This window comes from Streptomyces sp. NPDC093085 (genome assembly GCF_040683935.1).
In the GTDB taxonomy this organism is placed as follows: domain Bacteria; phylum Actinomycetota; class Actinomycetes; order Streptomycetales; family Streptomycetaceae; genus Streptomyces.
Genome location: NZ_JBFBFB010000001.1, coordinates 1,008,700 through 1,027,753, shown reverse-complemented (window position 1 = coordinate 1,027,753; position 19,054 = coordinate 1,008,700). Strand labels below are relative to the sequence as shown.

Here is a 19,054-nt window from a genome sequence, read left to right as displayed (position 1 = left end):
GCCGCCACCGGCCGCCCGCCACCGGTCATCTCCGCTTCACCCGGCCGCCGTCTGCCCGCAAGTCCCCTTTACCGCAAGGACATGTACGCTCGCGAAACTCCCCTGTCGTGCGTCCCGCAGAGCGGCGCACGTACGAGGAGGAACGCATGTCCCGTCTCAAACTGGCGACCGCCGCGGGCACCGCGGTGGTGCTCGCCCTGGCCGGCAACGCCTGGGCAGGTGCCCCCGAGAAGCCGCACCGGCCGGAGAGCCCCCACCACGGCGGGCCCTCGCTCGTGGCCCGTGACGACTCCTACACCGCCCACTCCGGCCGGACGCTGACCGTGCGGGGGAACGGCTTCCTCGCCAACGACAGCGGCAGCCCGGCCACCCTCGTCTCGCACACCGGGACCGCGCACGGCAAGCTCGACGTGCGCCAGGACGGGTCGTTCACCTACACGCCCGAGCCCGGCTTCCACGGCACCGACACCTTCACGTACCGCGTCAGCGACGCCGTACGGCTCTACCGGACCGAGCTTCCGCCGCTCGCCACGATCGGCGGGGTGAAGGTGACGGGCGGTTCGTACGGTTCGTCGCTGTACCCGGTGCCCGGCTCGAAGAACGAGTTCTACGGGATCACCGACCGGGGCCCGAACGTGGACGGCCCGAACGGCGAGAAGGTCCTGCCGCTGCCCGGCTTCACCCCGGCGATCGGCAGGTTCCGCCTGGTGGGCACCAAGGCGGTGCTGGTGAAGTCGATCCCGATGCGGGCCGCCGACGGCACCCCGTACAACGGGCACGTCAGCACCGAGGCGAACACCGGCGAGACCCTGACCGACCTCGCGGGCAACGAGCTGCCCGCCTCGCCGTACGGCTACGACCCCGAGGGCCTGGTCGCGCTGAAGGACGGCACCTTCTGGATCTCCGACGAATACGGCCCGTACATCACGCACTTCGGCGCCGACGGCCGGGCGATCGAGCGGCTCTCCCCCTTCGACGGCACGCTCCCGGCCGAACTGGCCAACCGGGTGCCCAACCGGGGCATGGAGGGGCTGACCATCACCCCCGACGGCCGCACGCTCGTCGGCATGATGCAGTCCGCGCTCCAACAGCCCGACCTGCCGAAGGGCGTCGCAGCGAAGAACGTCACGGCGCTCCGCATCGTCACGTACGACCTGCGCACCCACGCCACCCGCCAGTACGTCTACCTGCTCGACAACCCCAAGAAGAACGCCGGAGCGGTCAGCGAGATCACCGCCCTGAGCGCGACCACCTTCCTGGTCGACGAGCGGGACGGCGCTATGCAGCCCGGCGGGTTCAAGAAGCTGTACAAGATCGACACCCGGGGCGCGACCGACGTCGGCGCCTCGGCGCGCGTACCGGGCGCGTCGTACGACGCGGCGAAGGGCGGGCTGCTCCTCGGCAAGGACCGCCGGACGATCGAGGCGTACGTCGGCGACGGCGACACCGCCACCGCCCGCGCCGCGCTGAAGGCGGCCGGCATCACGCCGGTCGCCGCCTCCACCCACCTGGACGTGGGCGCGCTGGTCACCGGGCTCGACCCGGCCGGCGGCTTCTTCGGCCAGGACAAGATCGAGGGCGTCGCCACCTCCGACGGCGGCCGTACGCTGATGCTCACCAACGACAGCGACTTCGGCATCGACGGGGTCACCGACGACACCCCGCCGTACACCCTGCACCGCAAGACGCTCCCCGACGGCCGCCAGGACGACGGCGAGTTCCTGGCCGTCGACACCACCAGGCTCCCCGCCAGGACCAGCACGGCCACGGTCACCCTCCGCGTCCGCTGACACCACGGACCGTCGCTGCCGCACTCCCCGCCCCCGCCTCCCCGGCGGGGGCGGGGCGGCGGGGACCGAGAGGGTGACGACCGGGCCCGGGTCCTGTCGGCCTAGGCTCCGTGTCATGTCACAGGTGTCCTCCGTGTCCTTCGACGCGCCCAGCCGTACGTTCCTGCTCACCACTCCGGCGACGTCCTACGCCCTCCGTATCGGCGCCGACGACGCGCCCCACCATCTGCACTGGGGGCCCCGGCTCACCCTCGGCGAGGCCGCGTCCCTCCCCGTGCACTCCGGCGTCACCAGCAGCTTCGCCTCCACCGGCGGCGAGGAGCTGGGGGTCGAGGGCGGCCCGCGCTTCGGGGTCCCCTCGCTGCTGGTGCGGTACGCGAACGGAGCGCGCGGCGTCGAGTGGCGGTACGCGGGCCACGACATCGCGGACGGCCGGCTGAGCGTACGGCTGCGGGACCGCCACTACCCGCTGGGGTGCACCCTCCACTACACGGTCCACCAGGACAGCGATGTCATCGAACGCTCCCTGACGCTCAGCCACGTGGGGCCCGGGACCGGATCCGCCCAGGGCGACGGAGACGACACCGCCCCGATCGAGGTCCTCCGCTGCGACGCCGCCGCCTGGTCGGTCCCGGCCGCCTCGGGCGCGCGGCTGAGCCACACCGTCGGCGACTGGTCGGGGGAGAGCCAACTGCGCCGTACCGAGGCCCCGTTCGCCGAGACGACCTTCACCAGCAGGCGCGGTATCTCCGGTCACGCCGGCAACCCGTGGCTGATGGTGGACGCGGGCGACGCGGACGAGACGGGCGGCGCGGTGTGGAGCATGGTCCTGGCCTGGTCGGGGAGTTGGCGGATCACCGCGTACCGCGACCACACCGGCGGCCCGTTCACGGTGACCGGCGGCGCCGGGCACGACGGCCTCACCTGGCGTCTCGCCCCCGGTGAACACCACGAGACCCCGGTGTTCGCGGGGCAGTTCAGCCAGGGCGGCTTCGGCGGGACGAGCCGGGGCTGGCACGCGTACATCGCCGCCCATGTCCTGCCCCGCCCCGACGAGCTCCGTCCCGTCGTCTACAACAGCTGGGAGGCGACCGGCTGGAACGTCACCCTGGAGGGACAGCGGGCGCTCGCCGAACGCGCGGCGGAGCTCGGGGTCGAGGTGTTCGTGGTCGACGACGGCTGGTTCGGGGCCCGTACCAGCGACCGGGCCGGGCTCGGCGACTGGCATCCGAGCCCCGAGCGCTTCCCGGACGGCCTCGCCCCGCTGGTCGATGCCGTGCGCGGGCTCGGCATGCGGTTCGGGCTCTGGGTGGAGCCGGAGATGACCAACCCGGACAGCGATCTGTACCGCGCGCACCCCGACTGGGTGCTGCACATGCCGCACCGGCGCCGTACGGAACTCCGCCATCAGCTCGTCCTCAACTTCGCCCGCCCCGATGTCACGGAGTGGGCGTTCGGCTGGCTCGACCGGCTGGTGGCGACGTACGCGATCGACTTCCTCAAGTGGGACATGAACCGGGCGTTCACCGAGGCCGGCCACCCCGGCGCCCCGGACGCCGAACGCCTCTGGAGCGACCACACGCGCGGGGTGTACGCGGTCCTCGACCGGCTCCGCGCCGCCCATCCCGGCCTGCGCGTCGAGGGGTGCGCGGGCGGCGGCGGCCGTGCCGACCTGGGCATGCTCGCCCGTACGGACCAGACCTGGATCTCCGACAACACCGACGCCACCGACCGGATCGCCATCCAGCACGGCTACAGCCAGATCTACCCGGCCCGCACCATGTCCGCCTGGGTCACCGACAGCCCCAACCCGCACACCGGCCGCACCGCCTCGCTCCGCCGCCGCTTCCATGTCGCCATGGCCGGCGCCCTCGGCATCGGCGGCGACCTCTCCCGCTGGACCGCCGCCGAACTCGCCGAGGCCCGCGACCTGGTCGCCGAGTACAAGGAGATCCGCCCGGTGGTCCAGCACGGCGAGCGGTACCGTCTGGAGGACGCCGTGCTGTACCGCGCCGCCGACCGGGTCGTGGTCATCGCCTGGGGCCAGGACCGCTCCCTCCGCCTCACCGGCCTCTCCCCCACCGCCCGTTACGTCGACGAGGCCACCGGAACCGAACACCACGGCGCCGTCCTCCTCACCCACGGCCTCCCCCTCCACCTCCCCGGGGAGGACACCCCGAGCACCCTGATCCGACTCCGCCGGAGCTGATGACATGGCAGAACCCGACTCCACCCCCGGCTCCACCCCCACCTCCGTCTCCACTCCCGACGCCACCCCCACCCCCGTCACCACCCCCGCTTCCCTCCCCACCCCCGTCACCACGCCCATCACCACCCGCTTCACCGCCTCCTCCACCGCCGACGAGGTGCTGGAGGGCGTCGATCTCACCGGCGTCCGGGCGATCGTGACGGGCGCCTCCTCGGGGCTCGGGGCCGAGACGGCCCGGGCGCTGACCGCCGCCGGAGCGGAGGTGACGCTCGCCGTCCGGAACACCGCCGCCGGCGAGGCAGTCGCCGGCACGATCGCGCGGCCGGCCGGAGGAGCGCCGCCCAGGGTCGTCCACCTCGACCTCGCCGACCGGACCTCCGTCACCCGCTTCGTCACCGCGTGGAGCGGCCCGCTCCATCTCCTGATCAACAACGCGGGAGTGGTCACCGGCGGCCTCGAACGAACCCGCGAGGGCTGGGAGTCGCAGTTCGCGACCAACCACCTCGGCCACTTCGCCCTGGCCACCGGATTGCACGACGCCCTGGCCAGGGGAGCGTCCGAGCGGGACGGAGCGCGGATCGTCTCGGTCAGCTCGACGGCGCACATGCGGGCCGGCATCGACTTCGAGGACCTTCACTTCGAGCGCCGCGCCTACGACCCGCAGATCGCGTACGCCCAGTCGAAGACGGCGAACGCGCTCTTCGCCGTCGAGGCGACCCGCCGCTGGGCGTCCGACGGCATCGTCACCAATGCCGTGAACCCCGGCGGTGTCGCGACCGGACTCCAGCGCAATTTCACCCCACGGCAGAAGGCGTCGCTCGACGCCGCGGAGGCCGCCGGGGTCTTCACGTACAAGACGGTCGGGCAGGGGGCCGCCACCACCGTCGTCGCTGCCGTGGCACCCGAGTTCGCGCGCTCCGGAGGCCACTACCTGGACGACGGGCGGGAGGCGTACACCGTGCCGGACGACGCCGATCTCGCGCACCACCCGCACGGGGTCAAGGAGTGGGCCCTCGACCCGGCCACCGCCGAGCGCCTGTGGACCGTATCGGCCGCCCATCTCCCGCGCTGACCCTGGGCGCCCCGGCCCCCGGTGTCAGCCCTGGCCCGCCCCCGCCAGCCGTTCCCGGGCCGCGGCCTGGATCCGGGAGGGGCCGATGGCCCACTGGAGGGTGTGGCCGACGGCCGTGGCCAGCGGCCGGTCCCAGCCGGTGCGCAGCGGGGCCGGGCGGTGGATGGCGAGTTCGGCGCGGGCCCAGGCGGGGAGGAGGCCGACGGAGGCGTTCATGAGCAGGCTCACCACCAGCCGCTCCCGCCGGGTGCGCCCGAAGCGGCGGAGGAACCGTACACACTCCAACGCGGCCGGGGTGGCATGGAGCCCAGGGCGGAGGCGGGCCAGGTAGCGCTCGGCCTCCAGGGCTGTGCGCGGCACGTTCCGGGCCCCAAACGCCTCGGCGACGGGGGCGACTTGACGGTAGTACGTGTCGCACTCGGCGGGGGTCAGCCGCGACGGCCGGGGGGCGTAGCTCTGATGGCCGGCGAGAAAGCAGCGCACCTCGGCGGTGTGCACCCAGGTGAGCAGCCCGGGGTCGTCCGCGCGGTACGGCCGGCCGTCGGGGGCGGTGCCGCGCACCCGGGTGTGGATCCGCCGGACGAGGTCCACCACCTCGCCGGCGGCGGCCGAGGAGCCGAAGGTGGTCGTGGTGATGAACCGTACGGTGCCGTTGAGCCGGCCGACCGGATCGGCGCGGAAGTCGGAGTGCTGGTCGACCCCCGCCATGGCCAGCGGATGCAGCGACTGGAGCATCAGCGCGGCGAATCCGCCGGTGAGCATCCCGGTGGCGTGTCCGTGCACCCGCCACACCGGGTCCCCGGGCACCGTCCCGAAGAGCCCGGGATCACCGGGCGGCCCGGCGTACCGCTCCAGCTTGAGGTCCCCGCCGTGCAGGGCCGCCGTGAGTTCCGCCGCGATCCGCTCCCGTATTCCCACCGGCACCTCCTGGTTCGTCTTCCTCAGCCGAGCGTACCGATCCGCCCGGCGAGCACCGCCAGCACCATGAGCACCCCGCAGAGCGGGTTGGTGGCGAACGCCCGGCCGCAGGCCCCGGCATCGGCCGGGTCGGCCCGCCACACCTGCCACCCCAACTGCCCGGCCACCACGGCGAGTCCGGGCCAGTAGAGCGGCCCGAGCCCGGTCAGGGCCCCGAACCAGCCGAGCAGGGGCCCGGCGATCGCCGCCAGGGCGATCCACCCGGGCACCACCAGCAGCCAGGCCCCCACCGGCCGGTCCAGCCGCAGCACTTCCAGATAGGGCCGCACACCGGCGGGGGCCCGCGCCACCCACCGGGCGGCGAGGCCACGGGCCGGGGTGTACGGAGCGACGGTCATACCGATGCATGCCCCCTTTTCCTAGGGGATTGCATGACGATCGGCTCAACCTAATCCCGTTCAGGGCGAGTTACCCATACCGCTGCGGAAATCTCCGGCGAAGACGGCCACATGGGCCAGGAGCACGCACCAGGCAGCCCCGCGCGCACCTCGCCGCCGCCGGAATCACCAACGCGGAAGCCGTGCCCCGCGACGGCGCCCTCGGCCACGCCGACGACGGCCGCCGCGACATCCCGCTCAGCGCGGACACCACCGTAGGGCTCGACGCGGCGGGCGGCCCCGCCCCAATGCAGGTCGCCCGCCGCGGCAGGGGTCAGGCGTTCTGCGGGAAGCCCAGCTCGATCCCCGCATGGCTGGGGTCGGCCCAGCGGGTGGTGACGACCTTGCCGCGCGTGAAGAATTGCACCCCTTCGGTACCGTGCGCGTGCGTGTCGCCGAACAGAGAGTTCTTCCAGCCGCCGAAGGAGTAGTAGGCCATCGGGACGGGGATGGGCACGTTGATGCCGACCATGCCCACTTCGACCTCGTTCTGGAAGCGGCGCGCGGCGCCGCCGTCGTTGGTGAAGATGGCCGTGCCATTGCCGTACGGGTTGGCGTTGATCAGCTCCAGTGCCGCGTCGTAGCTGTCGGTACGGACCACACTCAACACCGGGCCGAAGATCTCGTCCGTGTAGACGCTCATCTCCGCGGTGACGTGATCGAGCAGGGTGGGGCCCAGCCAGAAGCCGTCCCGCGCGCCCTCCACGGTGATCTGTCGTCCGTCGACGACCAAGGCGGCGCCTTCGGCCTCACCGGCGTCGACATAGGCAGCGACCCTGTCGCGGTGGGCGCGCGTCACCAGCGGCCCCATGTCGGAGTTCTGCGCCCCGTCGCCGGTCCTGATGGACGCGGCGCGCTCCGCGATCTTCTCCACCAGTGCGTCGGCGATGTCGCCGACGGCCACCAGAACACTGATGGCCATGCAGCGCTCGCCGGCGGAGCCGAAGCCGGCGTTGATCGCCGCATCGGCCGCGAGGCCGAGGTCCGCGTCGGGGAGGACGACCATGTGGTTCTTGGCGCCCCCCAACGCCTGGACGCGCTTGCCGTGCGCGGTGGCCGTTGCGTACACGTGCTGGGCGACCGGGGTTGATCCGACGAAGGAGACCGCCTTGATGGCCCGGTTCTCCAGCAGCTCGTCCACGGCCGTCTTGTCGCCCTGCAGGACGTTGAAGACGCCCGGCGGCAGTCCTGCCTCCGCCCACAGCCGCGCCATCCACAGGGCCGCCGACGGATCCTTCTCGCTCGGCTTGAGGACGACCGTGTTGCCCGCGGCGATCGCGAGGGGGAAGAACCACATCGGCACCATGGCCGGGAAGTTGAAGGGGCTGATGATGGCCACCGGGCCGAGCGGCTGCCGGATCGAGTGGACGTCCACCTTGGTCGACGCGTTCTCCGTCATCCCGCCTTTGAGGAGGTGCGGCATGCCGCAGGCGAACTCGACGACCTCCTGACCGCGGGAGACTTCGCCGAGGGCGTCGGAGAGCACCTTGCCGTGCTCGGCCGTGATGATCCGGGCCAGCTCGCCCTTGCGCTCGTTCAGGAGTTCCCGGAACCGGAAGACGATCTGGGTCCGCCGTGTCAGCGAGGTGTCCCGCCAGGAGGGGAACGCCGCCTCAGCGGCCTGGATGACCGTACGGGCGTCCTCCAGGCCGGCCAGGGCCACCTGCCCGGTGGTCTGTCCGGAGGCGGGGTTGGTCACCGGTGCGGTGTTGCCGCTCGTGCCGGTGAACGGCTTGCCGTCGCACCAGTGCGTGATGGTGTGCGCCATGATCGTTCTTCCTTTCGGGGGTTCTCAGAAGATGCTGTAGGCCTTGCGGAGCGTCTCGGTGACGTCCCACCGGCCGCTCCATCCAGGCGGAAGGACCAGGAAGTCGCCGGCGGAGATCTCCACGGTGCGACCTGACGCGTCATCGGTCAGCGTGGCCCGGCCCGAGATGATGTAGCAGGTCTCGGTGTCGGGCCGGTCGACGACGGGCCACCCGCCCGGAGTGCACTCCCAGATGCCGATCTGCGCGCCGGCGGCTGCCCGCACGGGCAGGGTGCTCAGCTGCGGGTCGCCGGCGTCGGCGCCTGCCCGCTGCCCGGCCGGGGCAAGCCGGTCCAGGACCTGGGGGCGGGGAAGATGAATCAGGGATGGCACAGTGACGGCCTCCTTGTCTGGTTGCTCTGGGTGGTGGTGCTGGTCAGTGGGCGCCGGTCAGCTTTTCCAGCAGCGCCGACACCCGCGAGGGGCGCCCGGTCAGCCGCTCTTCGAGGTCCGCGACCGTCGCCGCCCGCAGGCCGGCGTTGACGCCGACCCACCGCAACGGCTCGACCTCCCACCGGGGCGAGTTGTGGTTGACCACAGGCAGGTCGTTGAGCTCATCGCCCCGTCCCGTGATCAGGTTGCGCAGGATGCGGCCCGCGAGATTGCTGGTTGCCACCCCGTCACCGACATAGGGGCCGGCCCAGGCCATGCCGGCGTCCCGGTCATAGCCGATGGAAGGGAACCAGTCGCGGGGTACGCCCAGCGGACCGCCCCAACGGTGTGTGATCCCGACACCGTTGAGCTCGGGAAAGAACTCACACATCGTGTCGATGATCTTGCTGTGGATCTGGGCGTCGACGTCGAAGACGGACGACACCTTGGACCCGAAGTGGTACGGAGCGCCGCGGCCGCCGAAGACAAGCCGGCCATCAGCAGTGGGGTGCGCGTAGATCCGCAGGTTGCGCATGTCGTTGAAGGCCATGCGGGAGTCGAGGCGCAGCCGGCGGCGCAGCTCCTCGGGCAGCGGCTCCGTCGCCACCACGAGCGAGTACAGCGGGGCGACGTGCCTGCGGTAGGCGGCGAACTGCGGTGTGAAAGCCTCCGTCGCCCGCACGACCACCTTGGCGTCGACGGTGCCCCGCTCGGTACGCACGAACCCCTTGCCGAAGTCGGTGACCGCGGTGTCCTCGAAGATCCGCGCGCCGTGCTTCTCCAGCCAGGAGGCCAGCGAGCGGACCAGTTTGTCGGGGTCCAGCAGAGCGCAGTGCGGGGTGAACAGGGCGCCCAGCACGCCGTCGGCATGGATGCGCGCCTGCGCCTCCTCCTTGTCCAGCAGCTGCCACTGCCCCTGGACACCGAAGGCCTCGGTGCCGGAGACCGTGGCCCGGGCACGGGCCAGCTGGGCTGCGCTGCGGGCCAGCGAAACAAATCCCGCAGGGCTGAAATCGCAATCGAACGACTCGGCCGAGGCGACCCGGCCGACCTCGGCGACCGTCGCGTTCATCGCCTTCTGCAGTTCCAGGGCGGCGTGGTGCGAGTACAGTTTGCGCACCCGCTCCAAGGAGACCGGGAAGATCGCGGAGCACCAGCCGCCGTTGCGGCCCGAGGCGCCGAACCCGGCGTACTCCCGCTCCAGCAGCACGACTTTGAGATCAGGGTCCTGCTGAAGCAGGTAGTAGGCGGTCCACAGCCCGGTGAACCCTGCCCCGACGATGGCGACATCGGCTGACGTACTGCCCGGCAGGGCGGGCCTGCGGGACATGTCCGGCCGGCTGTCCGTCCACAGGGGCACCCCCGCGGGCCCCGACACCCCGCGCTTCACGCGGGCCTGGCTGAGCACCATCGCTACCTCCCAGTTGTGTTCGCTGCGATCAGTCTTGGAGCAGGGGGCTCACGCGGACATGCGTCCGTTGCACAGCACTCCCCCCGGGCGCTGTACATTCGTATGACATCCCCGAGAAAGGCCCTAGCCGTGATCACAGTGGACGGCCTCGTGGCGGTGCCCTCTCTGAACCTCGCCTACCTGGCGGGCTCGGACGGCGGCACCCGCCCGGTGACCTGGGCGCACGCCTGCGACCTGCCGGATCCGTGGCGGTGGTTCAAAAACGGCGACCTGGTCATGACCACCGGCGGCGGACTGCCCGCACACGCTGCGGACCAGGCCGACTGGATGACCCGCCTCATCGACAGCGGCGTCAGCGGCCTGGTCCTCGCGCGCACAGAGCAGGCGCCCGAGGTGACACACGAACTCCTGGAGACCGCCGAGCGGCGCAACTTCCCTGTCCTCAAAGCCAGTTACAACTTGCAGTTCGTCACGCTCGCCCGCACCGTCATCGAAAGCGCGGTCGAGACCGAACGCGAGCGGCTGGCGACGATCAAACGTCTGTATGACATCTACTGGCAGTCGCTCCGGGCCCGCGGTACCTTCAGCACCCGCCTCTCGGCCCTGGAATCAAGCATCGGCTGGGCCTTGGAAGTCCGGGACGTGGACACGGGCGAAACCCTCGCCCGCGGACAGGAAGCCTCCCGCCGCCGGCAACCGGACGTCCTTCCGCCCGCCGACACCGCCGAGCAGCGCGTACCGCTGCCCTCGGTCGGCAACGTCATGCTCAGCGCCCGCCCCGGCCGCCGCCCCGTCCAGGACCGAGTTCTCCTGCAACACCTCGGCGGCCTCATCGGCCTCGAATTGGAGCACCACGCCGCCCACCGCGATCACCTGCGGGCCTCCGGGCGCGACCTCCTCCTGGGCCTGCTCGACGGCACCATCAACCTGTCGGCCGTATGGCCCGAGTTGCGCCACCGCGGCATGAACAGCGGCATCGTCATCGCCTGCTGGAAGGCCGCTGACGACCTTCCGCTCAACCACGACCACATCCACCACGACTCCCGCCTCCAGCACTGCGCGCCGCTCCTGGCCCCCCGCCACCCCGTCCTGCTCGGTCTCGTCCCCGACCAGCCCGACCTGCTCACGGCCCTCGCCGTGAAGCTGGCCGACCGGTGCACGGTGGGAGTGAGCACGCCACTGGCCGCCAGCACGGATGTCGCGGAGGCCGCACGCCAGGCCCAACTCGCCGCGGCCCGTGCCCAGGAAAGCGACGGCCACCGGCTGCTGCGCTACGGCGCCGACGAGAACACAGGCCTGCTGCCCGGAAGCCTTGAGGACACCCGCCAGCTGGTGCGCCGCGTCCTGGGCCCCCTGATCTCCTACGACCGGGACAGCGGCGGCGACCTCATCCGCACCGTGCGCACGTTCCTGGCCAACGACGGCGCCTGGCAGCACAGCGCACAGGAGCTCGGCATCCACCGGCAGACCCTCGTCTACCGGCTGCGTCAGGTCGAACAGCTCACCAACCTCAAAGCGACGTCCACCAAAGGATCGGCTCTGCTCTGGCTGGCCCTGCAGGCGGCCGACAGCGCCCGGCTGTCGCTCAAGGGGCTGACGCACTGACGTGACCAGACATTTGTATGAAGCGGACGCGTCGCGCTAGAGAAACAGCGCATGGCACCACGGCGTGTGCGCGGTGATGGTGGTCCGCATCACACGCCAGAGCCGCCCCCGATCACCGCCAGTCGCGCACGTGCGATCGGTCGGGGCCATGCGAAGGGAGGCCCGGCATGGGCACCGTCCCCGACGAGACAACCCCGCTCAAAGCAGGTCTGAAACAACGCCACCTGACGATGATCTCCCTCGGAGGAGTCATCGGCGCGGGGCTGTTCATCGGCTCGAGTGCCATCATCCACGAAGCAGGCCCCGGAGCCTTCCTCACCTACGGACTCACCGGCCTGCTCGTGCTGCTGGTGATGAGGCAACTGGGCGAGATGGCCGCCGCCCGGCCCAGCACCGGCTCCTTCACCGACTACGCGCGCACCGCCCTGGGTCCGTGGGCCGGCTTCTCGACAGGCTGGCTCTACTGGTACTTCTGGGTCATCGTCGTCGGCTTCGAAGCCGTCGTCGGCGGCCAGATGATCAACAAGTGGATGCCGGGCGTACCGGTGTGGCTCATCGCCGCAGGACTGCTGATCGTGATGAGTGCCATCAACCTCCTGGCGGTGGGTTCGTTCGGCGAGGCCGAATACTGGTTCGCCGGCATCAAGGTGGCCGCCATCATCGTCTTCATCCTCCTGGCCGGCCTGTTCGTCCTGGGGCTGTGGCCCGGCGCCCACCTCTCGTTCTCCCACCTCACCGATCACGGCGGATTCTTCCCCAATGGCCTGACCCCCGTACTGTCCGGCGTGGTCGTCGTGATCTTCTCCATGACCGGCGTCGAAGTGGTCACCGTCGCCGCGGCGGAGTCCAAGGAGCCCAGCAGCGCGATCCGCAAAGCCGTCAGCTCCGTCGTCTTCCGCATCCTCGCCTTCTTCGTGCTCTCCACCCTGCTCATCGCGGTGATCAAGCCGTGGGACCAGATCACCCCCGGCGAATCACCGTTCGTGGCCGCACTGGACGAGATCGGCATCCCGGGTGCCGCCGACCTCCTGAACGCCGTCGTCCTGGTCGCCGTCCTGTCCTGCCTCAACTCCGGCCTCTACACGTCGTCACGCATGCTGTTCGTCCTCGCGGGCCGCGGCGACGCCCCCCGCTGGATGGCCGCGGTCAACCGCCGAGGCGTCCCCGTCAAGGGCCTGCTCTCGTGTACAGCGGTCGGGTACGCCTGCGTCGCCTTCGCAGCGCTGTGGCCCGACACCGTCTTCCTCTTCCTGATCAACGCCTCGGGAGCTGTGTTCCTCTTCGTCTACCTCATGATCAGCCTGTCCCAGTTGCGCATGCGCAAGCACCTGGAGGCCACCACACCGGGCGGACTGCAGTTCAGGATGTGGCTCCATCCCGTGCTGCCACTGCTCGTAGCGGCTGCGATCGTCGTCGTGCTCACCAGCATGGCGTTCGCCAGTGATACCCGGCTCGAACTTCTGCAGGGGATCGCGGTGTGGAGCCTGCTCTCCATCGTCCACCTCCTACGCCGTCGGCCGGCCCCTGAAGGGCACCCGGAGCGCGCGCCGAGGGACGCTGTGAGCGGCGACGTGGAGCGCGCGCACACCGTCAGTTGAGCGGGCCGGCGACAAGGAGGCACGCTGCGGCAGCAGCCAGACAGACGGTCATAGGGGGCGAAGTGCCGCTGCGGTGTGCTGGATGACGTGGTCGCCGAATGTGGCGCGGGCGGCGTCGACGACGCCTTCCACTCGCCGCGGCGACATCGGCCAGGCAGTCCCCGCCCAGCGCCACCGCGAGCGCCACGTCCAGCAGGACTTGCCCGGATCGTGCACCGCCCGGGCCTCGCGCCACGACGTCAGGGCCGCGGACAACGCCCGGTCCGGGCCGGTCCTGCGGACCGTCTCCACCAGCAGCACGGCCCCGGCCTGGGAGACCACCGACCGGCCGCCGCCCTCGACGCGGACATGCGGACAGGACCCGATACGGCTTCTTCAGCTGGGAAGTGCTTCGGGGTCAGTCGTGTGACGGGGCGCCTGTGCCGTGGTCAGTTGCGTCGCGATGACGGTGAGGCGTTCGGCCAGCGCGCCGGGGTTGGATCTGGTCATGGCGGTGAGACCGATGGTCGCTGTCGTGTGATGGAGCGGTCTGAACCGGACGGCGGGGCGTGACGTGGATGCTGCGGCGGGTACGACGGTGACGCCGAGCCCGCACTCGACCATGGCGATCTGTGAGGTCACCGACCGCGCCCAGTGGGCCGGGACCGGGCTGAACCCGGCCGCTCGGCACAGGCCGGCCATGGCGTCATGGTAGTCGGGCGAGATCTGCCGGTGCAGCCACACCCACGGGGCGCCTGCGAGGTCCGCCAGATCCAGCGGTCCGGTGGCGTCGGCGGCGGGGTGGTGGACGGGCAGGGCTGCGACGAACCGGTCGGCGAACAGCGGGGTGGCCGTGGTGCCGCGCACCGGGGCGGTCTGGCGCACGATCGCCCAGTCGAGCGAGCGGTCCAGGAGCCCCGCTGCGGCTTCATGGGTGTCGATCTCCTGGGTGCGGATCTCGACGCCCGGTACGGTCTCGTGGAACCGCTCCAGCACGAGGGGCAGGGGCCAGGAGAAGGCCGAGGCGACGGCGCCCAGGTTCAGGCGCCCGCCGCGCCCGGTGGCTGCCTGCCGGGCGGCGGTCTCGGCCTCCTCGGCATGCCGGATCAGGGCCCGGCAGTGGTCCAGGAACACGGCGCCTGCTGGACTGAGGGCGACCGACCGCTGGGTACGGTGCAGGAGTTCGCAGCCGAGCCGCTGTTCCAGTTGCTTGATCGCTTGGGACAGCGGTGGCTGGGACATCTGCAGCCGCTGCGCCGCGCGGCCGAAGTGGAGTTCTTCCGCGACCGCGACGAAGTACCGGGCCTGCCGGATCTCCACCATGATTCGCTCAGCCTCTTACTGGTAGAGGAAATCAGACCTTCCCAATATATCGGAAGGCTGGTGGGGTGGAAGCCATGAGCAATACATCTCTCCTGGACCGCTTCGCGGCGCTCGACTCCGCCGCGGTCAGCGACGCGCTCGACCGGCTCGGGCTTCCCTGCGGAGCCGGTGGCATCCGTCCGGTGTGGGGACCGGCGGCCGTCGTGGGATTCGCCGTCACCGTGGCACTCGAACCGCGTACCGAAGGCCCGGCCGGGGCCCACATCGCCACCACGGCCGTCGAGAACGCGGACGACCGGAGCGTGATCGTCGTCGACAACCAGGGCCGCACCGACGTGTCGTGCTGGGGCGGCATCCTGAGCCTGGGCGCGTCCCTGCGCGGTGTGCGCGGGGTGGTCGCCGACGGCGTGTGCCGCGACGTGGCGGACGCCCGCGAGCTGGGATTCCCGGTCTTCTCACGAGGTTCGATCCCGGCCACGGCACGGGGCAGGCTGCACCAGCGCTCCACCGGCGAGCCGGTCCGTGTCGCCGGGCTCACCGTCGAGCAGGGCGACGTCATCGTCGCCGACGAGACGGGGATCGCCGTCGTCCCGCAGGGCCGAGCCGAGGAAGTGGCCCAGATCGCCACCGCGGTCGCCGCCCGGGAACGCGCCATCGCCGACGAGGTACGCGCCGGCGCGCCTGTGTCCCAGGCCATGCACGACGCCCGCCTCGCCGGGCGGAGCGAGGAGGAACCGGTCCGATGAACACCCGCACGACCGCGCCGGACCTGACCGGCGGCCTGTCCACCGCGTCCGTGTCCGACGCCCTCGACTCCCTCGGGCTCCCGGGCCCCCTCCAGGGCATCGGCGCTCTGCGCCAGGGCCGGCGGATCGCCGGCCCGGTCTTCACCGTCACCTACGAACCCGTCGACGGGACCGGCGGCACCGTGGGTGACTTCCTCGACGACGTGCCCGCCGGTGCGGTGATCCTCATCGACAACGCAGGCCGCACCGACTGCACCGTGTGGGGCGGCATCATGAGCCGGACCGCCCACGAACGCGGCATCGCGGGAACCGTCATCAACGGCACCTGCCGCGACATCGCCGTCGCCGCCGAAGTCGGTTACCCGGTCTGGTCGGTCTCCCGCTTCATGCGCACCGGCAAGGACCGCGTCCGGGTCGCCGGGGTCCGCACCCCCGTCACCATCGACGGCGTCCTCATCCATCCCGGCGACATGCTCGTGGCCGACGACGACGGCGCCGTGGTCGTCCCCGCCGCCCGCTGGGACGACGTCGCAGACCTCGCCCGCCGGATCGACCGCGTCGAAGAGGCCATCGTCGCCGCCGTCCGCGGCGGCGCGACGCTCGCCGAGGCGCGTGTGCGCCACGGCTACCACACACTCCAGACCCCGAAGGACCCCTCGTGAGCACGGACGACCACGCCCGCGGCCACTCCAGCGCGACCCTGTCCGAAGCGTCCGGGCTCTCCGTGGCGCTGTCCCCGGAGATCCGGCCGCTGTGGGCCGGTGCCCGGCTGTGCGGACCGGCGTTCACCGTGCAGGGCGCCGGCGGCGACAACCTCTCCCTGCACCACGCCGTACTCCAGGCACCGCCCGGCTCCGTCCTGGTCGCCGACCTCGGCGGCGCCCGCTTCGGGCACTGGGGCGAGATCCTCACCGTGGCCGCCCGGCACCGGGGCATCGCGGGCCTGCTCATCGACGGCGGCGTCCGCGACGCCGCGGAGACCGAGGCGCTCGGCTTCCCGGTCTTCTCGCGCAACAACGCCATCCACGGCACCCGCAAGGACTTCCGCGGCGTCCTCGGGCGTCCCGTCACGGTCGGTGGCGTCACGGTCCACACCGGCGACCTCGTCGTCGGGGACATCGACGGAGTCGTCGCGCTTCCCGCGTCCGGCACCGAGCAGATCCTCGACCGCGCCGACACGCGTGCGGCCCACGAAAGGGAGCTGGTGAAGCAAGTGCGCGACGGCCGCAGCACCCTCGACCTGTACAACGACTTCCGGACCGCCGGGCGGTGACGACACCCATGACGGACAACCCGATCTTCGCCGTGGCCGCCAAGGCGGAAGCGCTACGGGCCCAGGGCGCCGACGTCATCACCCTGGCCGCCGGGGAACCTCAGGCGGCCAGCAGCACCGCGGTCGTGGAAGCCGCCGTGGCCGCGGCCCGTGACCCTGCCACCCACCACTACGGAACAGCCCAGGGCGATACCGCCCTGCGTACGCTCGTCGCCACCATGATCGCCGGTGACACCCGCACCCCGTGGAGCAGGGAGGACGTACAGATCGCCCTCGGCGCCAAGCACGCCCTCTTCCTCGCCGTCCAGGCCCTGATCGGCGCCGGTGACGAAATCCTCGTCGCCGCGCCCGGCTGGCCCGGGCACGCCGAGGTCGTCACCGCCGCGGGCGGCACCCCGGTCCCGGTGGCCACGGACGAGCGGTTTCGGCTGTCCGTCGAGGCACTCGACCGCTGCGGTACCCCGCGCACCCGGGCGGTGATCCTCTCCTCCCCGGGCAACCCCACCGGCGCCGTCCATCCGGAGCCCCGGCTGCGGCAGATCGCCGACTGGGCCGAGCGCAACGACGTCCGGATCATCAGCGACGACATCTACCGCGCCTTCGACTACACCGACACCTACCGGTCCGTCCTCGCGGTGGCGCCGCACCTGCGCGCCCGTACCGTCGTCGTGGGCGGAGTGTCCAAGGAACACGCCATGACAGGCTGGCGCGTCGGCTGGCTCGCCGCGCCGCCGGAGATCATCGCCTCGGCCCGGCTGCACGTCTCCCGCACCATCACCCATGTCCCAACGGTCAACCAGCGGGCCGCGCTCGCCGCCCTCGGGGACAGCACCACCCCCGTCGAGGCCGCCCGCGACTACCGTCGCCGGCGCGCGCTGCTGGTCGAGGCGCTCAACGGCATCGACGGGATCGAATGCCCGCTGCCCGACGGCGGCATGTTCGCCTTCCCCGACGTCAGCGGCCTGCTCCGCGACCGCGGCTGGAACAGCGGCGCCGACCTGGCCGCGTGGCTCCTGGACACCGCCCACCTCGCGGTCGTACCCGGTGAAGCGTTCCACGCGCCCGGCCACATCCGCGTGTGCTTCGCTGTCGACGACGACACGCTGATCACCGCGATCGAGCGACTGCGGACCGTCCTCGGGTCCGCGCGGAACGAGCCGGCCGTGCACCACCTGGAGGCAGCCCGATGAGCCCTGTCCGGAAGCTCGAACGCTTCACCCTCCCCCTCACCGCCGGCGCCACCCGCGTCGAGGTCTCCGGCCTCCACCGCGACGGCACCGGCACGCCCCTGGTGTTCCTGCACGGCTTCGGCTCGACGAAGGAGGACTACGCGGACGTCATCCAGCAATCGCGGCTCGCCGACCGCCCTGTCCTCGCCTACGACGCGCCCGGCTGCGGCGCCAGCACCTGCGCGGACCTCCGAGCCGTCACCCTTCCCTTCCTCGTCTCCGTCGCCGAGCAGGTGCTCGAAGCGCGGCAGATCGACCGGTTCCACGTCGTCGGACACTCGATGGGCGGCCTGACCGCGCTCCTGCTCGCCGACGGCGCCCCCAGCAGGGTCGCGAGCTTCACCGACATCGAGGGCAACCTCGCGCCCGAGGACTGCTTCCTCAGCCGGCAGATCCTCACCCATGCCCACGACGACCCCGGGGAGTTCCTGGCCCGGTTCGCCGAACGCGTCGGCGGCTCGCGCTTCTACGGCGGCGCCCTCTACGCGTCCGGCCTTCTCCACAAGGTCCGGGCCGGAGCGGTCAGGGCCATCTTCGAGTCCATGGTCGACCTCTCCGACCACGGCAAGCTGCTCGACCGGTTCCTCGCGCTCCCGATGCCGAGGATGTTCATGTACGGAGAGCAGAACGACACGCTCTCCTACCTCCCCGCCCTGGCCGAGGGCGGCGTCGAACTCGCCGAGATCGAACACTGCGCCCACTTCCCGATGTACTCGAACCCCCCGCAGATGTGGGCCCGTATCGCCGACCTCATCGCACGTGCTGACACCGACTCCTGACGCTCGTTCACAGGAGGGCGCGGCGTTCACTCGCCCCAGCGTCGACGGCGAGCTCAAGCAGTCAGCGCATCACCGCTGTTCAGGAGGTCGGCGTGGACCTCTGCCGGAGTGCGGTAGCCATGGATCTTGCGCGGGCGGTGGTCGAGCTCGTGGGCGACGGCGTCCAGGTCGGCCCGGCTGAACCTGCGAAGGTCCGCGCCCTTGGGCAGGTACTGCCGAAGCAGCCGGCTGGTGTTCTCGTTGGTGCCGCGCTGCCACGGGCTGCGCGGCTTGCAGAGGTGGATCGGCATCCCCGTCTCGGCGGTGATGGCCTGGTGCTCGGCGATCTCGCGCCCTCGGTCCCAGGTGAGCGTTGGTCCTGACCTCCGCGTCGGAGGAAGCCCGTTCCGATCTCGATGCCGCGAGAGAGGCGAACCGCGACCTGACCAGAGCACTGAACCAACGCGGCTGAGCCAACAGCTGTCGGAAGGTCTCTCTGCTCTTCAGGAGCATGACCAGTCAGAGGT

The 19,054-nt window shown here is 71.5% G+C and carries 16 protein-coding genes and 2 pseudogenes; 10 read left to right on the top strand and 8 right to left on the bottom strand.

Translation table 11 applies throughout. The features are described from left to right. Positions 1-146 precede the first annotated feature (146 nt). The 3 genes from AB0O07_RS04265 to AB0O07_RS04255 all read left to right on the top strand — a co-directional run bounded on the left by AB0O07_RS04265 (position 147) and on the right by AB0O07_RS04255 (position 5,071). Complete coding sequence (locus tag AB0O07_RS04265) at positions 147-1,790, top strand: esterase-like activity of phytase family protein (RefSeq protein ID WP_365626513.1); 1,644 nt, start codon at positions 147-149, stop codon at positions 1,788-1,790. Positions 1,791-1,905: 115 nt separating this feature from the next. Next, complete coding sequence (locus AB0O07_RS04260) at positions 1,906-3,999, top strand: alpha-galactosidase (RefSeq protein WP_365626510.1); 2,094 nt, start codon at positions 1,906-1,908, stop codon at positions 3,997-3,999. A gap of 4 nt (positions 4,000-4,003) precedes the next feature. Next, complete coding sequence (locus AB0O07_RS04255; protein WP_365626508.1) at positions 4,004-5,071, top strand: SDR family NAD(P)-dependent oxidoreductase; 1,068 nt, start codon at positions 4,004-4,006, stop codon at positions 5,069-5,071. 24 nt (positions 5,072-5,095) lie between these two features. On the opposite strand, the gene AB0O07_RS04250 is transcribed toward AB0O07_RS04255, so the two are convergent. From AB0O07_RS04250 to AB0O07_RS04230, 5 genes are all read right to left on the bottom strand, one after another. Continuing rightward, a complete protein-coding gene (locus AB0O07_RS04250; RefSeq protein WP_365626505.1) occupies positions 5,096-5,995 on the bottom strand; it encodes an oxygenase MpaB family protein in 900 nt (299 codons plus the stop codon). 17 nt (positions 5,996-6,012) lie between these two features. Continuing rightward, on the bottom strand, positions 6,013-6,387 hold the full coding sequence (locus AB0O07_RS04245; RefSeq protein ID WP_365626502.1) for a hypothetical protein: 375 nt from the start codon (positions 6,385-6,387) through the stop codon (positions 6,013-6,015). Between the two features lie 313 nt (positions 6,388-6,700). Then, complete coding sequence (locus AB0O07_RS04240; protein ID WP_365626499.1) at positions 6,701-8,194, bottom strand: CoA-acylating methylmalonate-semialdehyde dehydrogenase; 1,494 nt, start codon at positions 8,192-8,194, stop codon at positions 6,701-6,703. A 24-nt stretch (positions 8,195-8,218) separates the two neighbouring features. After that, positions 8,219-8,566 (bottom strand): cupin domain-containing protein, encoded by a 348-nt coding sequence (locus AB0O07_RS04235; protein ID WP_365626497.1) that lies wholly within the window; start codon positions 8,564-8,566, stop codon positions 8,219-8,221. Positions 8,567-8,609: 43 nt separating this feature from the next. Then, a complete protein-coding gene (locus tag AB0O07_RS04230; protein ID WP_365626494.1) occupies positions 8,610-10,016 on the bottom strand; it encodes an FAD-binding oxidoreductase in 1,407 nt (468 codons plus the stop codon). A gap of 129 nt (positions 10,017-10,145) precedes the next feature. Here AB0O07_RS04230 and AB0O07_RS04225 point away from each other — a divergent pair, with 129 nt between their 5' ends. Together AB0O07_RS04225 and AB0O07_RS04220 are read left to right on the top strand one after the other, a co-directional pair. Next, positions 10,146-11,621, top strand: a complete 1,476-nt coding sequence (locus tag AB0O07_RS04225) for a PucR family transcriptional regulator ligand-binding domain-containing protein (RefSeq protein ID WP_365626491.1) — start codon at positions 10,146-10,148, stop codon at positions 11,619-11,621. A 167-nt stretch (positions 11,622-11,788) separates the two neighbouring features. Continuing rightward, positions 11,789-13,219, top strand: coding sequence for an amino acid permease (locus AB0O07_RS04220; RefSeq protein ID WP_365626489.1), 1,431 nt, complete (start codon positions 11,789-11,791; stop codon positions 13,217-13,219). A gap of 139 nt (positions 13,220-13,358) precedes the next feature. On the opposite strand, the pseudogene AB0O07_RS04215 reads toward AB0O07_RS04220, so the two are convergent. Both AB0O07_RS04215 and AB0O07_RS04210 read right to left on the bottom strand, forming a co-directional pair. Further along, a pseudogene (locus AB0O07_RS04215) lies at positions 13,359-13,585 on the bottom strand (transposase); the annotation flags it as partial. A gap of 9 nt (positions 13,586-13,594) precedes the next feature. Further along, positions 13,595-14,521 (bottom strand): LysR substrate-binding domain-containing protein, encoded by a 927-nt coding sequence (locus AB0O07_RS04210; RefSeq protein ID WP_365626486.1) that lies wholly within the window; start codon positions 14,519-14,521, stop codon positions 13,595-13,597. 74 nt (positions 14,522-14,595) lie between these two features. On the opposite strand from AB0O07_RS04210, the gene AB0O07_RS04205 reads away from it, so the two are divergent. From AB0O07_RS04205 to AB0O07_RS04185, 5 genes are read left to right on the top strand one after another with little or no spacing between them, the layout of a single operon-like run. Next, a complete protein-coding gene (locus AB0O07_RS04205; protein WP_365626483.1) occupies positions 14,596-15,267 on the top strand; it encodes a 4-carboxy-4-hydroxy-2-oxoadipate aldolase/oxaloacetate decarboxylase in 672 nt (223 codons plus the stop codon). Continuing rightward, entirely contained in the window at positions 15,264-15,929 is a 666-nt protein-coding gene (locus AB0O07_RS04200; protein WP_365626480.1) for an RraA family protein, read from the top strand. The genes AB0O07_RS04205 and AB0O07_RS04200 overlap by 4 nt, the downstream gene beginning before the upstream one ends. Beyond that, a complete protein-coding gene (locus AB0O07_RS04195; RefSeq protein ID WP_365626477.1) occupies positions 15,926-16,540 on the top strand; it encodes an RraA family protein in 615 nt (204 codons plus the stop codon). The genes AB0O07_RS04200 and AB0O07_RS04195 overlap by 4 nt, the downstream gene beginning before the upstream one ends. Positions 16,541-16,548: 8 nt before the next feature. Beyond that, positions 16,549-17,730, top strand: a complete 1,182-nt coding sequence (locus AB0O07_RS04190; protein WP_365626475.1) for an aminotransferase class I/II-fold pyridoxal phosphate-dependent enzyme — start codon at positions 16,549-16,551, stop codon at positions 17,728-17,730. Then, the gene (locus AB0O07_RS04185) at positions 17,727-18,548 is read left to right on the top strand and encodes an alpha/beta fold hydrolase (protein ID WP_365626472.1); all 822 of its coding nucleotides are present in this window, start codon (positions 17,727-17,729) and stop codon (positions 18,546-18,548) included. Before AB0O07_RS04190 ends, AB0O07_RS04185 begins: the two co-directional genes overlap by 4 nt. 53 nt (positions 18,549-18,601) lie before the next feature. Here AB0O07_RS04185 and AB0O07_RS04180 read toward each other — a convergent pair. Continuing rightward, positions 18,602-18,901: pseudogene (locus AB0O07_RS04180) on the bottom strand (IS30 family transposase); the annotation flags it as partial. Positions 18,902-19,054: the final 153 nt, after the last annotated feature.

Coding starts and splice junctions, on each gene's coding strand:
- AB0O07_RS04265 (WP_365626513.1), top strand. CDS start 147: ATGTCCCGTCTCAAACTGGCGACCGCCGCGGGCACCGCGGTGGTGCTC.
- AB0O07_RS04260 (WP_365626510.1), top strand. CDS start 1,906: ATGTCACAGGTGTCCTCCGTGTCCTTCGACGCGCCCAGCCGTACGTTC.
- AB0O07_RS04255 (WP_365626508.1), top strand. CDS start 4,004: ATGGCAGAACCCGACTCCACCCCCGGCTCCACCCCCACCTCCGTCTCC.
- AB0O07_RS04245 (WP_365626502.1), bottom strand. CDS start 6,387: ATGACCGTCGCTCCGTACACCCCGGCCCGTGGCCTCGCCGCCCGGTGG.
- AB0O07_RS04240 (WP_365626499.1), bottom strand. CDS start 8,194: ATGGCGCACACCATCACGCACTGGTGCGACGGCAAGCCGTTCACCGGC.
- AB0O07_RS04230 (WP_365626494.1), bottom strand. CDS start 10,016: ATGGTGCTCAGCCAGGCCCGCGTGAAGCGCGGGGTGTCGGGGCCCGCG.
- AB0O07_RS04220 (WP_365626489.1), top strand. CDS start 11,789: ATGGGCACCGTCCCCGACGAGACAACCCCGCTCAAAGCAGGTCTGAAA.
- AB0O07_RS04210 (WP_365626486.1), bottom strand. CDS start 14,521: ATGGTGGAGATCCGGCAGGCCCGGTACTTCGTCGCGGTCGCGGAAGAA.
- AB0O07_RS04205 (WP_365626483.1), top strand. CDS start 14,596: ATGAGCAATACATCTCTCCTGGACCGCTTCGCGGCGCTCGACTCCGCC.
- AB0O07_RS04200 (WP_365626480.1), top strand. CDS start 15,264: ATGAACACCCGCACGACCGCGCCGGACCTGACCGGCGGCCTGTCCACC.
- AB0O07_RS04190 (WP_365626475.1), top strand. CDS start 16,549: ATGACGGACAACCCGATCTTCGCCGTGGCCGCCAAGGCGGAAGCGCTA.
- AB0O07_RS04185 (WP_365626472.1), top strand. CDS start 17,727: ATGAGCCCTGTCCGGAAGCTCGAACGCTTCACCCTCCCCCTCACCGCC.